12 protein-coding genes are annotated in these 16,309 nt (G+C 38.0%); 10 read left to right on the forward strand and 2 right to left on the reverse strand.

Going from position 1 to position 16,309, the window contains the following annotated elements:
- Positions 1-2: 2 nt before the first annotated feature.
- The 9 genes from tilS (at position 3) to JM84_RS06600 (ending at position 12,504) form a co-directional block, all read left to right on the forward strand.
- Positions 3-1,310, forward strand: coding sequence for a tRNA lysidine(34) synthetase TilS (gene tilS, locus JM84_RS06560; RefSeq protein ID WP_144783298.1), 1,308 nt, complete (start codon positions 3-5; stop codon positions 1,308-1,310).
- Positions 1,307-3,316: a protein-disulfide reductase DsbD family protein gene (locus tag JM84_RS06565; protein ID WP_013749840.1), complete on the forward strand. Its 2,010-nt coding sequence runs from the start codon at positions 1,307-1,309 to the stop codon at positions 3,314-3,316. The genes tilS and JM84_RS06565 overlap by 4 nt, the downstream gene beginning before the upstream one ends.
- Positions 3,317-5,194, forward strand: coding sequence for a CocE/NonD family hydrolase (locus tag JM84_RS06570; protein WP_013749839.1), 1,878 nt, complete (start codon positions 3,317-3,319; stop codon positions 5,192-5,194).
- A 497-nt stretch (positions 5,195-5,691) separates the two neighbouring features.
- Positions 5,692-7,230 (forward strand): YifB family Mg chelatase-like AAA ATPase, encoded by a 1,539-nt coding sequence (locus JM84_RS06575; RefSeq protein ID WP_013749838.1) that lies wholly within the window; start codon positions 5,692-5,694, stop codon positions 7,228-7,230.
- A 163-nt stretch (positions 7,231-7,393) separates the two neighbouring features.
- On the forward strand, positions 7,394-8,929 hold the full coding sequence (locus JM84_RS06580) for a PAS domain-containing sensor histidine kinase (RefSeq protein ID WP_013749837.1): 1,536 nt from the start codon (positions 7,394-7,396) through the stop codon (positions 8,927-8,929).
- Positions 8,930-9,000: 71 nt separating this feature from the next.
- Positions 9,001-10,224 (forward strand): Nramp family divalent metal transporter, encoded by a 1,224-nt coding sequence (locus JM84_RS06585; protein ID WP_013749836.1) that lies wholly within the window; start codon positions 9,001-9,003, stop codon positions 10,222-10,224.
- Positions 10,221-10,952, forward strand: coding sequence for a 5-oxoprolinase subunit PxpA (gene pxpA / locus JM84_RS06590; RefSeq protein WP_013749835.1), 732 nt, complete (start codon positions 10,221-10,223; stop codon positions 10,950-10,952). Before JM84_RS06585 ends, pxpA begins: the two co-directional genes overlap by 4 nt.
- On the forward strand, positions 10,952-11,644 hold the full coding sequence (gene pxpB, locus JM84_RS06595; RefSeq protein ID WP_144783300.1) for a 5-oxoprolinase subunit PxpB: 693 nt from the start codon (positions 10,952-10,954) through the stop codon (positions 11,642-11,644). The genes pxpA and pxpB overlap by 1 nt, the downstream gene beginning before the upstream one ends.
- Positions 11,641-12,504 carry a biotin-dependent carboxyltransferase family protein gene (locus JM84_RS06600; protein ID WP_144783302.1) on the forward strand — a complete coding sequence of 288 codons (864 nt, stop codon included), beginning with the start codon at positions 11,641-11,643 and terminating at the stop codon, positions 12,502-12,504. The genes pxpB and JM84_RS06600 overlap by 4 nt, the downstream gene beginning before the upstream one ends.
- Here the strand turns inward: JM84_RS06600 and JM84_RS06605 are convergent.
- The gene (locus JM84_RS06605; RefSeq protein WP_144783304.1) at positions 12,487-12,792 is read right to left on the reverse strand and encodes a hypothetical protein; all 306 of its coding nucleotides are present in this window, start codon (positions 12,790-12,792) and stop codon (positions 12,487-12,489) included. The genes JM84_RS06600 and JM84_RS06605 overlap by 18 nt on opposite strands.
- 100 nt (positions 12,793-12,892) lie before the next feature.
- Positions 12,893-14,266 carry an aldehyde dehydrogenase gene (locus tag JM84_RS06610; protein WP_144783306.1) on the reverse strand — a complete coding sequence of 458 codons (1,374 nt, stop codon included), beginning with the start codon at positions 14,264-14,266 and terminating at the stop codon, positions 12,893-12,895.
- Positions 14,267-14,603: 337 nt separating this feature from the next.
- Here JM84_RS06610 and ilvD point away from each other — a divergent pair, with 337 nt between their 5' ends.
- Positions 14,604-16,283, forward strand: coding sequence for a dihydroxy-acid dehydratase (gene ilvD, locus JM84_RS06615; protein WP_144783308.1), 1,680 nt, complete (start codon positions 14,604-14,606; stop codon positions 16,281-16,283).
- Positions 16,284-16,309: the final 26 nt, after the last annotated feature.

The following is a 16,309-nucleotide window of genomic DNA, read 5'->3' on the forward strand; positions in this document are numbered from 1 at the left end:
GGATGCTTGAGGATTTTAAGCACCATATCGCACAAGATTTACCATTTCTTCTTGATAGTAAGATACTCGTTACTGTAAGTGGCGGGCTTGATAGTATGCTCTTATTATTGCTATGTCGTCAGGCCGGGCTTACCATGAGTGTAGCACACTGCAATTTTAATTTAAGAGGAGTAGAGAGTGACGGTGATCAAGTTTTTGTTGCAAGCTATTGTACGCTCCACAACATTCCTATTTATATAAAAGGGTTTGATACTTCCGCTTACGCGAAAACTTCCAAGACATCAACTCAGATAGCAGCAAGAGAACTTCGCTATCAATGGTTTAAAGAACTTTCGGTTGCCGAAGATTTCGACTACATTTTAACTGCTCATCATCTCAATGATGATTTGGAGACATTTCTCATTAATTTAGGTCGCGGTACAGGTATAAAAGGACTCACAGGAATCCCTGTGGTAAATGGAGAGATTGTGAGGCCGTTGCTCAAATTTTCGCGAAAGCAAATAAGAAATTATGCTTTAAAAGAAGGTTTGCAATGGCGAGAAGATAGCAGTAATGGAACAGATAATTATGTGCGTAATCATATACGCCATCATGCAATACCTAATCTAGAGGAAGCTCAACCCAATATCCTCAAAGGGTTGCAGCATACGCAGGAGCACTTGAAACAAAGTGAACGTTTACTGAAAGTTTATACAGACCAATTACGACAACAATTTATAACCGAATCAAATGGTGAGGAAGTCGTAAATCTAGTAGCACTTAAACAGCATTCAGAGCCGGAAGCCGTGTTGTATCAATTATTATCACCTTATGGCTTTACTGCTTGGGATGACATTTATAAGTTGCCACAGGCGCAGTCTGGAAAAGAGGTTACGTCGAGTACGCATCGCTTATTAAAAGATAGAGATAAGTTAATTATTTCTATAATTAAGATGGAAACCACACGTTCTTATCAATGGCAGCAAGGAGAGGAACGTATTGAAGGAGATTTTGGAATACTGTCTGTGGGAGAAGGACCTGTTGTAACTAGTTTATCGAAGCAAGAGATAGTAGTAGATGCAGCGCATATAGGGTACCCACTCACCATCAGAAAGTGGCAAGATGGTGATTATTTTTATCCATATGGGATGAAGGGAAAGAAGAAGTTGAGTAAGTATTTCAAAGATGAAAAGTTATCTTTGAGAGCAAAAGAAAAGGTCTGGCTTTTGTGCAGTGATAATGCTGTAATATGGGTGATAGGCCACAGAGCAGACGACCGTTTTAAAGTAGTAGATACTACACTAAAAACAATAAAATTTACAATCGTATGACGCGTAAAGCATTCATTATAGCAACTTCTCTACTATTATTTATAGTAAGTGGAGTGGCCGCACAAGGATTTGGCATCACTCAAGTAACACTTGATCCCGTAGCCTGGGAAGGATCTGTAGAGAAAGTGTCAGACACTGAGTATGTCTTGCATTACCAAGCCACTGTAGAAGATGGATGGTATATCTATGCTCAAGAAACTCCAGCTGGAATTCCTTTTAACTTTGAGTTTTTACAAAAGGATGCAGGTGTTATCCGTGAGAAATTTGCACGAGAGAGCGAGACCAAAACCGCTTACGATGAGATTTTTGAAGAGGATGTGATTAAATATGCAGGACAGCGTCCTAAGCTATCTATGCCTATTACGCTAACAGATAAAGATATTACCATTGTCAAGTCGGTTATAAACTATCAGGTATGTAAAGAAGTGTGTATTCCACAAGACTTTTATATTGCTCACAACCTCAAAACGGGTAAAGTCAAAGCCTTTACAGATTATAATGAGTTTGAAAAATATGGAGCAACACCAGCACAAAAAGATAAAGGAGAAGAAGAGGAAGGTGTGATAGATGATAATGGACCTAGTAACAAAGGTTCGTGGGCTACATTTTTTCTATCTTTTCTAGGAGGTCTTGCAGCTCTTTTTACCCCTTGCGTGTTCCCTATGATCCCTATGACGGTGAGCTACTTTACAAAACAAAGTAAATCTCGAGCTGCTGGTATACGTAATGCTATCATTTATGGCATCTCTATCATTATTATATATGTAGTACTGGGACTCACAGTAACTGGTATTTTTGGAGCTACCGCAATTGTTGAGGTCTCTACTAGTGTTACTTTTAATCTAGTGTTCTTTATATTACTAGTAGTATTTGCCGTTTCATTTTTCGGAGCCTTTGAGATTATGCTTCCTCAAAAATGGGCAAATAAGATAGACAGCAAAGCAGATCGTGGAGGATTTGCAGGTATATTTTTTATGGCGCTTGCACTCGCTATCGTTTCCTTTAGCTGTACGGGTCCTATAGTAGGCGTTGCACTAGTACAATCTATCACAGAAGGCGGTATTACCCCAGTTATAAGTATGCTTGGATTCTCTACTGCGATAGCGCTGCCATTTGCATTATTTGCAATGTTTCCAGGGTGGTTAAATAGTTTGCCAAAATCTGGCGGATGGCTTAACACAGTAAAAGTAGTTTTAGGATTTTTAGAGCTTGGACTAGCACTTAAATTTTTATCAAATGCAGATTTGGTAATTGATGGTCATTACCTAGAGCGCGAGGTGTTTTTAGTATTGCTTATTGCAATCATGGTTGGGCTAGCACTATATTTATTTGGTAAAATCCAACTATCACATGACACAGAAGTAAAGAATATCTCTGTGGGCAGATTACTACTTGGGATAATGACTACTGCTTTCATTTTATACCTCATTCCTGGATTATGGGGTGCGCCACTTAAACTTATAAGTGGTTTCCCACCGCCTATGAATTATAGCGAGTCGCCTTATGGAATAGGAGGGCAGCCTACACTCTCTAATAGTACGGCAGAGTTTCCAGAAAATGCAGAAATAGGACCGCACGGATTATTATCCTTTACAGATTATGAAGCAGGTATGGAGTATGCTCGTAATGAGAGCAAACCTGTACTGCTAGATTTTACTGGAAAAGCTTGTGTAAACTGTCGTCGTATGGAAGAGCTAGTGTGGTCTAAACCGGGCGTGTTAAATATCTTAAAGAATGATGTTGTTTTGATATCTTTATACGGAGACTCTCAAGAAGAGCTTCCAGAAGCCGAGCAGGGAGTAAGTGCTTCAGGACGTCGCATTAAAACAGTAGGTAACAAGTGGAGTAACTTCCAGATAGAACGTTATAATCTTGTCGCAGCACCATATTATGTAATGCTGGATCATGATGAAAAACCGTTAAACAAGCCTGTAGCTTATACTCCTGATGCAAAAAAGTATGAAAACTGGCTTAAAACTGCCATCACAACCTTTAACAATCAATAAATGAATTACACCTTTAAACTACTTTGTATAGTATGCTTTTTTGCTTTCGCGAAAGCGTCATCTGCACAATCTCGAGAAACTATTTTGGATACCACCTATCAAGTTTCTGAGCATTATAACAAACAAGAAGTGCGTATCAAAATGAGAGATGGCGTGCATCTTCATACAACCATTTACTCTCCAAAGGATACCTCAAAATCGTATCCTATTCTAATGCAGCGCACGCCATATAGTTCAAAGCCTTATGGTGAGGGGCAAATGCGTACGGCGATAGCTCCTAATGCTTATTTAATGCAGGAGGGTAATATTATCGTATATCAAGATGTGCGTGGTCGCTGGATGAGTGAAGGTAAGTATGATAACATGCGAGCATTTATTCCTAATAAAACAGGAACCCAAATAGATGAAGCTAGTGATACCTATGATACGATAGAGTGGTTAGTAAATAACGTAGAGAATAATAACGGAAACGTAGGGACATGGGGTATTTCTTACCCTGGGTTTTATGCAACTTATTCTTTGTTAAGTGGTCATCCAGCTTTAAAAGCGGCATCACCACAAGCATGTATAGGCGATTTCTTTTTTGATGATTTTCATCATAACGGAGCTTATTTGTTAAGCTACTGGAGAGCAACTGCAGTTTTTGGTTACCAGAAAGATGCTCCTACTACAGAGTCTTGGTATGATTTTCCAGATTTAGATAGTGATGACCAGTTTGACTTTTTCTTGAAAACAGGTCCTTTATCAAACTTGGATAAATATTATGATGAGACTAATGAGTTCTGGACGCAATTAAAAGAACATCCTAACTATGATGAGTTCTGGCAATCTAGAGGGCTTATACAGCACCTAGAAAATATAGAGCCAGCCGTAATGGTTGTAGGAGGACTATATGATGCCGAAGATTTATACGGACCTTGGGAGACGTACAAGAACATCGAGAAACGCAGTAATAATTACAATACGGTTGTTTTTGGACCTTGGAGTCATGGAGACTGGGCTCGTAATAAGCCGAGACAAGCAGTGGGTAATGTATATTTTGGTGATAATATTTCAGATTATTTTCAAAGAGATATTGAGACAAAATTCTTTAATCACTTCTTAAAGGGTGGTGATAAAGACGGAGCTACAGGATTGCCAGAAGCACATATATTTGATTCAGGAAGTAAAGAGTGGAACTCTTTTGAACAATGGCCACCTAAAAAGGCTATGCCGGCTTCATTCTTCTTAGGAAAAGATAATGCACTTACTGGAAGCCCTTCCAGTAAATACGATGCAGAGAAGTTTGTAAGTGACCCAGCAAACCCAGTTCCGTATGCAGAAGGTAAAAAGATGGTATTTACACCACGTAAATACATGTCTGACGATCAGCGATTTGCTGCAGCGCGTGAGGATGTATTGGTATATGAAACACCGGTACTTGATGATGATTTGACGCTAGTAGGAGACATCATGGCAAAACTTAATGTAGCCACTACAGGAACATCTGCAGATTGGATTGTAAAAATTATTGATGTGTACCCAGATGATGTTCCTAATACTCAAGAAACAGAAGAAGGTGTAGAGATGGCAGGATATCACCAGATGGTACGTAGTGAGGTAATGCGCGGTCGTTTTAGAAAGAGCTTTGAGCGCCCTCAACCATTTGTTGCCGGAGAGAAAGATGAGGTTTTTGTTAAGCTACAAGACGTGCTTCATACTTTTAAGAAGGGACACAAATTGCAAGTACAAATACAAAGCACATGGTTTCCTCTTATAGATTTAAATCCGCAAACGTATGTGGATAATATCTTTGAGGCAAAAGAAGAAGATTTTACTAAACAAACACATAGCGTGTTCCACTCTTCAAAAATTGAATTTAATATTCTTACCAAATAAGAGTACTAATCAATAATCACAATAATCAAAAAAGCCTGAGAAACTAATTTCTCAGGCTTTTTTGTGTAAAGTATAGTTTTAAAAAGAAAAACACCCCTGCTAAGCAGGGATGCCTTTCACCCCTAAATTCATGATAGCTAAATGAATAGCTCACAGTCCCCTAATTTCTTAGGAGCGCCAAATATAACTTACATTTTTTACTTAGCGATAATATTTTATTCTAAAAAGGTAATTTTTAATGATTTAAAAAAGAAAAGCACCTCTGCGAGCGCAGAGATGCCTTTCACCCCTAAATAATGTCTATCGTATTGTTATATTCTTAATATGATTTATTGAGTATAGTTTTTTGATAATTGAATTAAGAATCCCTTTATGTACTGTAAAAATAGGGGGATTTTACAAGATGATGTAGGGGTGTTTGCCCCTAAAACAGCTTGTTGAAATTGTAGGGTTTGATTACCAGAGTATTACCTATATTTATGCAAACAATTGATTAGATGCTAACTAAAGTTTATGGAAGTGCTGTTTTTGGGGTAGATGCTACTACAATTACAATAGAGGTAAATGTAGATAAAGGAGTAGGTTACCACCTTGTAGGGCTACCAGATAACGCAATTAAGGAAAGCAGCTATCGTATTGCAGCAGCATTACAGAATAATGGCTACAAGATACCAGGGAAGAAACTTATTCTTAATATGTCACCCGCAGATTTACGTAAAGAAGGATCTGCATATGACTTACCTCTTGCTACAGGTATACTTATTGCCACCGAACAAATTAAGGGAGATGAGGTAGAGAAATATATCCTTATGGGAGAACTTTCTCTCGATGGAGGTTTACAACCTATAAAAGGAGCTTTGCCCATAGCCATAAAAGCAAGAGAAGAAGGATATAAAGGGTTTATTTTACCCGCTCAAAATGCAAAAGAGGCAGCTATAGTAGATGGACTTGATGTTTACGGAGTAGAAAATATAAGTGAAGTAATTGCCTTTTTTGATAAAGGGACACCTCTTGAACCTACGGTTATAGATACTAGAGCCGAGTTTTATAAAAATCTTGAGCATCCAGAGTTTGACTTTGCAGATGTAAAAGGACAAGAATCTATAAAGCGTTGTATGGAAATTGCTGCAGCAGGAGGGCATAATATCATACTCATAGGGCCACCAGGATCTGGTAAAACCATGATTAGTAAAAGATTACCTAGTATTTTACCTCCCATGTCATTGCGAGAAGCGCTGGAAACTACTAAGATTCATTCTGTAGTAGGGCGAGTTAAGGAGCATCAAGGTCTTATGTCTGAGCGCCCTTTTAGAAGTCCGCATCATACTATTAGTGATGTTGCACTCGTAGGTGGCGGAGCTTACCCTCAACCTGGTGAGATATCTTTATCTCACAATGGCGTACTATTTTTAGATGAATTACCAGAATTTAAGCGTTCGGTATTAGAAGTGATGAGACAGCCACTCGAAGATAGAGAAGTTACTATATCCAGAGCGCGATTTACGGTTACTTATCCTTCTAGTTTTATGCTCGTAGCGAGTATGAATCCTAGTCCGGGAGGCTATTTTAATGATCCTAATGCTCCGGTTACTAGTAGCCCTGCAGAGATGCAGCGCTATCTAAGTAAAATATCTGGACCTTTACTAGATCGAATTGATATACATATTGAGGTAACGCCTGTTCCTTTTGAAAAGCTTAGTGATGAGACGAAGGCAGAGTCAAGTGTTGACATACGTAAACGTGTAACTGCAGCGAGAGAATTACAGGTAGAACGCTTTCGCGAAAGCGTAAAAACCAATTATAACGCTCAGATGAATGTGAAGCAAATAAGAAAATATTGCGCACTTGACGATGCATCAAAAGAGTTATTAAAAACTGCGATGGAACGTTTAAATCTATCTGCTAGGGCTTATGATCGTATTTTGAAAGTATCAAGAACCATAGCAGATCTTGAAGGTGCCGCTATCGTAACAGGTACTCATATTTCTGAAGCAATACAATATAGAAGCTTAGATCGTGATGGATGGTTGGGTTAATATTTTCATAACTAGTTAATTCATAAACTATCTATATTTGCACTTTATCGATTAATATTGTATTTAATCGATGATTTTGGTATTTTTTTAATTTATGATAACGGTAAGAGTGTTGCTTTTTATTAAACAATATCTTTGTTTAACATGATAGCACCCCCTTACTATGATATCACAAAAAAAATCTCTAGACCAGACCGCTCACGAGGCAGTAAGCCTCAATAGTTTCAAGAAATTCTTAGATCAAGTAGAAGGTTTTTTCTTTAGAATTGAATTCGATAAGCGGTCTAAAAAATATTCATTTCCCTTTATTACAGAGAATGCAGAATCACTGTATGGTCTCACACTAGAATATCTTCAAGATAATGCGCATGTAGTTTCCGATTTAATATATATAGATGATAGAAAATTGGTTCTAGATGCTATTTATGAATCTATGAGAACCTTTAATCCTTGGATTCAGCAATTTAGATTTCTTTTGCCATCAGGGGCTCACGGATGGGTAAATATACATGCCACACCAGAAAAGCTTTCTGAGAATGTAGTAAGCTGGCATGGTTATGCCACAGATATTACTGAGATGAAAAATACTCAGTTAGAATTGCTTAGAGTTAAGGATCGATTTGAGTTTGCTCTCGAAGGATCAGAAATAGGAGTTTGGGATTGGGATATTAAAAATGATGAAGTTTATTACTCAGACAAGTCATTAGAATTTTTAGAGATTCCTAGAGATAGTATACTGCTAAGCGATAGTACATGGACAGATAAAGTACATCCAGATGATAAGCAAATGTATTTTGATGATATGAATGCATACTTTGAGGGACGTACTAAATACTATTCAGGGCAACATCGTATTTTTTCTTCAAGCGGGACATATAAGTGGATTCAAGATAAGGGCAAGGCTGTAGAGTGGGATGAAAAAGGAAAGCCATCGCGCATGATAGGAACTCATGTTGATATTACAGCGATGAAGGAGTTTGAAGAAGACATTCTTAGCAAGAATAAACTTATAGAAAGTCATAATGGACGCCTTAAAAACTTTGCTCTCATCGTATCACATAACCTAAGAACACATGCAGGAAATCTCAAAAGTATTCTACAGCTCATAGATGATGCCGAGAGTCCAGAGGAGAAGAAAGAGTTAGCTCCTTACCTCAATGATATCTCAGACGGTTTAAGTGGTACAATAAATAATCTTAATGATATAGCTTCTTCAAATAGAAGCTTATCTGATACTCCAAAGCTTATTCTCTTGAGAGAATATATAGATAAAACAATCAATACACTTCAAGCTCAAATAACTGAGAAAGATGTTGTTGTAATCTGTGATATTCCTAATGATATCCAGATTACTTATAATGCTGCATATCTAGAAAGTATTTTGTTTAATCTAATATCAAATGCGGTTAAGTATAGTGATAGTAATAGGCAGTCTATCGTAAAAATTAATGCGGAGATGATATCCATAAATGACTTGTTATTATCTGTAGAGGATAATGGATTAGGCCTTGATCTCAATGCAAATGGAGGTAAGCTATTTGGACTTTATAAAACATTTCACCGTAATGAAGACGCAAAAGGTTTAGGCTTATTTATGACCAAAAACCAAATAGAAGACATGGGTGATGAGATAAGTGTTTCTAGTGTAAAAGGCGAGGGTTCTATTTTTAGTGTACTCTTTAAAAATAAATTACCGTAGGTTATTATATCAAGTGTTCTCCGTACTTTGTGATTATCATATAGATCATTACAATATATTGATTGCAATCGATGAATAATAAATTCAAATTATCAGGTCCTGGTGTATTAGTAGCTGCCGCCTTTATAGGTCCGGGAACAGTCACTGTATGTACAATTACAGGAGTTGCCTATGGATTTACTTTATTATGGGCTATGGTATTATCCATTATAGCTACCATAGTGTTGCAAGAAATGGCAGCTCGCATAGGTCTTGTATCTGGTAAAGGATTAGCCGGCGTTATAAGAGATTCATTATCAAATAAAATTACACAAACTTTTGCCGTTATCTTAATGCTTAGCGCTATAGCGATAGGCAATGCAGCATATGAGGCAGGTAATATAAGTGGAGGCGTTCTAGGTATAGAAGCACTCGGTTTTTCGAGCTCATTAAGCGTGGGTACTTTGGATATTAATAGTTGGTCTTTAGTGCTAGGAATCCTCGCTAGCATCATCCTATTTGTTGGAAATTACAAAGTGCTAGAGCGCATACTGGTCACACTTGTTATTATCATGAGTATAGCTTTTGTAACAACGGCATTTGTAACAAAGCCAGATATACTAGCTGTTTTAAAAGGTAGTTTTATTCCATCTTTTCCAGATGGTAGCTTACTCACTATAGTTGCACTGGTAGGTACTACCGTAGTTCCTTATAATTTATTTTTACATGCCTCATTAGTTAGTGAGAAGTGGCGCAATGCGTCAGATTTACCAGCTGCACGTCGTGATACTATTGTTGCAGTAATTTTAGGAGGTTTGGTTAGTATGGCAATCATCATTTGTGCAGCAGCCATACAGGGAAGTGAGATAAAAAATGCAGCAGATCTTGCTCAAAGCCTAGAGCCTCTATTCGGAGATTATGCGAGGTATTTTATTGGGTTAGGATTAGGAGCAGCCGGCTTAACCTCTGCTATTACAGCACCTCTTGCAGCGGCGTATGTTGTGCAAGGTTGTTTAGGGTGGAAACGAGATCTTAAATCAGCTAAGTTTAGAGCAGTCTGGCTTACAATTCTTATACTAGGCATTGTTTTTTCATCTATAGGGTACAGCCCTGTAGAGATTATTCAGTTTGCACAAGTAGCAAATGGTGTCTTATTACCTATAATTGCTGGTTACTTAATCTGGATAGTAAATAAACGGGATGTACTAGGTAATTATGTAAACTCATCACTTCAAAATGGAATTTCAATCGTTATTTGGTTAGTTGTTTTTGTGCTAGGTGCGCGCACTATCTTAAAAGTATTTGGACTATTATGATGCATATAGATCTCAATAGCGATGTAGGTGAAGGTGTAGGGAACGAGGCTCAGTTAATACCGTATTTGAGCTCTTGTAACATCGCTTGCGGTGGTCATGCGGGAGATACAGCAACGATGTTGGAAGTTCTCGCTTTCGCGAAAATATCTAATGTGAAAATTGGTGCTCATCCCAGTTACCCGGATCGCAAGAATTTTGGTCGTGAGGCAATGACTATTTCTTATGAACTTTTAAAAGAGTCAATAACTTCTCAAATTAAACTTCTTATTAGTTTAGCAGCAAAAAGTGGACAACACGTACATCACGTAAAACCACATGGTGCGTTATATAACGAAGCTGCCAAAAATGAAGAAATAGCTCATCTCATTATAGATACCATACTTGAGATAGATGACCGTCTTGTGCTCTACGTACCTCATAATTCTGTAATCGCATCGCTAGCTGTTTCAAAACTAGCTATAAGCATAGAAGGTTTTGCAGATAGAAATTATAATGATGATTACTCACTAGTATCTCGTAGTTCACCAGCTGCGGTATTAACATCTCATAATGCAGTCTTACCTCACGTATTACGAATGGTAAAGAAGCGCCAACTAAAAACAATCAACAATCTTACACTTCCTTTTGACGTAGATACACTTTGCGTCCACGGCGATACAGAAAATGCATTACAGATTGTAAAAGAAATTCACCAGGCTTTTGCTCAAGAGCATATTTTAATAAAGTGATGTGCCAGTATAATTTTCATATTAGTAGGTTAGGAGACTATTCGTTATTAATTCAAATAGAAAGTCCTCCTTCTCAGGATCTTTTGAATTGGCTGCTCATTAAAAAAGCGACTCTATCAAAGCTTCTTAATGTTGAGCTAGTGCATACATATAATGAGCTTCTAGTAAAGAAATGTATATCTAAGGATACTAGCATAGACGCTTTAGTTCATCAAATCTCTACGGTGCTCAATATTCCGGTGTTAAACAGTGATTATAATAGTGTATTATATAAAATCCCTGTTTGTTATAGTAATAGGTTTGCTCCGGATTTAAAGGAGTATGCAAGCCAAGTGAAATGTACAATACCTGAAATTATAGAAATTCATACAAGTAGAGAGTATCCCATTTACTTCTTAGGGTTTTTACCCGGTTTTCCATATTTAGAAAATCTCGATGATAGATTACATCTTGACAGAAAATCCGTTCCCTCGCGCTCAATAGCAAAAGGAAGTGTTGCCATAGGAGGAACGCAAACTGGAATTTATCCTCAAGATAGCCCTGGTGGCTGGCATGTCATAGGCAGAACTCCTATTTCGTTATTTGACGCAACAAAGGCAACACCTAGTCTGTTCAAGGCAGGTGACATAATTAAATTTTATGCTATTAGCGAGTCTGATTTTGAAGAAATTGCAACGTCTAATAATTTATGAATTGTTCTATTTCCATACTGCACCCAGGATTTTATACAACTGTCCAAGATAATGGTAGAGAAGGCTACGCGCATCTAGGAGTTCCACAAAGTGGTGTTATGGATAAACATGCTTTTATGTTTGCAAATGCTATTCTTAACAATGCACCTGATGCAGCTATGCTAGAGTGTACATTACTGGGACCTACTATAGAATTCAATCATAATGTCAACTTTGTAATTACTGGTAGCAATGCAGGAGCTACGCTAGATGGGGCTCAGGTAATGGAAGGCGTTCCTTTTTTGGCGAAAGCCAAACAAGTATTAAAAATGTCTAAAATAAGCGGAGGATCTAGAAGCTATCTCGCATTTGCAGGAGGACTAGATTCTCAAACAATACTGGGTAGTAAAAGCTGGTATTACCCACTTACACCAGAAGGAAAGCTCACCGTAGGGATGGAGCTACCTTTAGGTATCTCGAAATATGGCAAATCAAAAGGTGCACATCTCAAGATGCAATCACAATCTGAGGTAATACATTCATCTGTAGCTACGATTAAGACTTATGAAGGTCCTGAGTTTTCAAAGCTCACTTATAACCAGCAACAACAATTAAGTGATCATGTATTTACGTTTTCAAACCTATGGAATAGGATGGCAATACAACTTGTTGAGACATTACCAAATGCTCTAAAAAGTATATATACAAGTCCCGTTATTCCAGGAACAGTACAGCTTACGCCTTCTGGAAAATTAATTATTTTAATGAATGACTGTCAGACTACAGGAGGGTATCCTCGAGTGTTACAAGTACTTGATAGTGATCTTAATAAACTGGCGCAAATGCAACAGGGTAGTCAGTTTTTATTGTGTGTTACTTGATTTTCTATGCTCCATGACAATATCACTTAGTAATTGCACAACGTCTCCTGTGCCTAACATTTCGTCAAGTTTTAAAGCATCTTTTTTAATAGCATCGTGCTTCATCATTGTTGTCCACAGGTTGTTGATATAATCTGCATAGTCTTGATCTTCATTCCAGTGAGTAAGTTCAAGACGACGACTACGGGCGTAGATTTTTTGTAAATTCAGTTTGCAAAAAATTAGGGTTGATTGCATAATAATTGGTCTGGCTTCTTTTAAACGTTCTGTTTTTGTTGGTCTTCCCATAAGAATATTATTGTGGGGGGAAAATTGAACATATGTAAATATACTAGGGAAGCGATTATTCTAGTAGGGGCAAATGCCCTCTTTCTACTAGGTATATTATTTACAACCAGTTCATAAACTTCTTGAGTACGCCTATTTTCCCTTTGTAAGGAGCATAACGCATTGGTACATCTATCCATGTGCCACGACTTACAATTGCCTTTGCATGACTAAAGGTGTAAAAGGATTTCTTGCCATGATAGCTTCCTATTCCTGAGTGACCTACTCCTCCAAATGGTAACTTATCATTTACAAAATGAACAAGCGTATCATTCATCGCACCTCCACCAAAAGAAAAGCTATTATTAAACCATTTTCTAAAAGAGCGCTTTTCAGAAAAAACGTAAGCGCTCAGTGGTTTTTCCATAGCATTTATAATTCTTGAGATGTCCTCTTTGTTTTCGTAAGTGAGTACAGGAAGAATTGGGCCAAAAATTTCATCCTGCATTGCTTTGTCTTTTACAGTAACATTATCAAGCACCGTAGGGGCAATGTAAAGTGCATCCTTATCAGTATTTCCACCTTTAAATATTGTGGCGCTTTCAAGCATGCTTGAAAGTCTATCAAAGTTTTTCTCACTAATGATTCTTGCAAAATCTGGAGATATTGCAGGATCTGCACCATATGCATTTGAGATTTCAATATCAAGCGCGGTGAGTAACTTATCTTTTACAGAAGTATGTACGAGTATATAATCTGGAGCGATACAGGTCTGTCCCGCATTTACAAATTTACCCCACACAATTCGCTTTGCTGCTAGTTGTATTTTGGCAGATTCATCTACTACACACGGACTTTTTCCTCCCAGCTCAAGAGTTACTGGCGTAAGATACTCTGCAGCTGCTTTGTAAACTATTTTCCCCACAGGAACACTTCCTGTAAAGAAGATATAATCCCATCGTTGTTCAAGTAGTTCTTGCGCAACTTCCTTAGCTCCTTGAACTACTGCTACGTGTCCATTGTCAAATACTTCGGCAATGATCTTTACGAGTAATTCTGAGGTTTTAGGAGTGAGTTCGCTAGGTTTTAATACAACGGTATTCCCAGCTGCTATTGCCCCTACTAGCGGCCCCACGGCAAGCTGGAAAGGGTAATTCCACGGGGAAATTACGAGCGTAGTGCCATAAGGTTCATATATGATTTTATCACTAGAAGGAAAATTTAAAAGCGAGGAAGAAACCTTTTTTGGCATCTGCCATTTCCAGATTTCTTTGATGGCTTTATTAAGTTCCATCATGACAATACTAATCTCTGTAGCAACACTTTCAAAAGCTGGTTTTTTAAAATCGGCTGTTAGGGCATTGATAATCTCTTGCTCGTGGTTTTTTATGCTTTCGCGAAAGCGTACCAAACAATCTTTCCTAAAAGCAATACTCTTAGTTTGTCCGGTTGCAAAATAATTTCTTTGAGTCTCTAGTAGTTGAGGAATAGTCACGGCAGTGTGTTTTTACCAAAAATAGGGACTTATTAAGGGAGCCTTGGTGATTTTCTGAAAGATTTAATATAAAGTATTGACTAAGGATGTTGTTATTAACTTAAAAGGTGAAGAATTTCGCTCTTTTTAGTTTGTTAAGTATGAATTGTATAACGCTGTTTCTCTATTAAATAAGGCGGTATATTCTTATAGAAGTATGTTTTTAATTTAATCAAGTAATTGTTATTCAGTGATTTAAGTGTAAATGTGTTAAGTTGGTTATCGGCAGCTTTATTATTATAAACTGCCTAGTTGAAATTAGAATAATAATTTTAACCATTCCAAACACACTATACTTTTGAAGGAACTTAATAAATACAGCAAAGCGGTCACTCAAGACCCTACGCAGCCAGCAGCACAGGCCATGCTTCACGCAATAGGCCTCACAGATGATGATTTTAAAAAACCACTTGTAGGTATTGCTAGTACAGGTTACGAAGGTAATCCATGTAATATGCATTTAAATAAGCTAGCTGTCGATATTAAAAAGGGTGTACAGACATCTGATTTAGTAGGTTTGATTTACAATACAATAGGTGTAAGTGATGGTATATCGATGGGAACTCCTGGTATGCGATACTCTCTACCTTCTCGTGACATCATAGCCGATTCTATGGAAACGGTGGTGCAAGCAATGTCTTATGATGCATTAATAACGGTTGTAGGATGTGATAAAAATATGCCTGGAGCTTTAATGGCACAACTACGCTTAGATAGACCTTCCATACTTGTTTACGGAGGAACTATTGCGCCTGGCTGTCATGAAGATAAGAAGCTAGATGTGGTATCTGCTTTTGAAGCATGGGGAGAGAAAGTTGCAGGAACCATAAGCGAGAAAGAATTTAAGACAGTTGTAAAAAAGGCATGTCCAGGAGCAGGAGCATGTGGTGGTATGTACACCGCAAATACAATGGCTTCTGCTATAGAAGCCTTAGGAATGAGCTTACCATATACAAGTTCAAACCCAGCAGTTTCTCCAAATAAAACAGCAGAGTGCGCTAGAGTAGGAGCTGCCCTGAGAAACTTGATAGAGAATGATATAAAACCCTCAGATATCGTGACGCGCAAGTCACTAGAAAATGCAGTAAAGCTCGTGACCGTTTTAGGCGGCTCTACAAATGCGGTATTGCACTTTCTTGCAATCGCAAAAGCTGCGCAAATCGATTTTAAGCTTGAAGATTTTCAGAAGATAAGTGATACGACTCCATTTCTAGCAGACTTAAAACCTTCTGGGAAATACTTAATGGAAGACCTTCACAATGTAGGTGGTGTTCCTGGAGTGTTAAAATATATGCTTGATCAAGGAATGCTTCATGGAGACTGCATGACGGTAACAGGTAAAACTATTGCAGAGAACCTAGCTGAGGTTAACCATCTAAAAGCACATCAAGATGTAATTCATACCGTAGAGAATCCTATAAAAGCTACAGGGCACATTCGTATACTGTATGGAAATATAGCAAGTGAAGGCTCGGTTGCAAAGATTACTGGGAAGGAAGGGTTGCATTTTCGCGGAAGCGCACGTGTATTTAATGGTGAGTATGAGGCAAACGCAGGAATAGGTGCAGGTAAGGTGAAGAAAGGAGATGTTGTAGTAATACGATATGAAGGTCCGCAAGGTGGTCCAGGAATGCCAGAAATGCTCAAGCCTACAGCAGCAATTATGGGTGCAGGACTTGGTAAAGACGTTGCACTTATTACAGATGGTCGATTTTCTGGAGGAACACATGGTTTTGTTGTAGGTCACATTACTCCCGAAGCACAAACCGGTGGTGGTATTGCGCTCATACAAGATGGAGATATCATTGTGATTGATGCAGAAAATAACACCATAAATATGGAGATAAGCGAGGAAGAACTGGCAAGCCGTAAGGCAAACTGGATTGCTCCACCACTTAAGGTACAAAGAGGATCGCTCTACAAATATGCAAGAATGGTTTCCTCTGCAAGTGAGGGCTGTGTTACTGATGAGTTTTAAAAAAATAGACAAGGAATTACTTACGA

Source organism: Dokdonia sp. Hel_I_63 (genome assembly GCF_007827285.1).
In the GTDB taxonomy this organism is placed as follows: Bacteria; Bacteroidota; Bacteroidia; order Flavobacteriales; family Flavobacteriaceae; genus Dokdonia.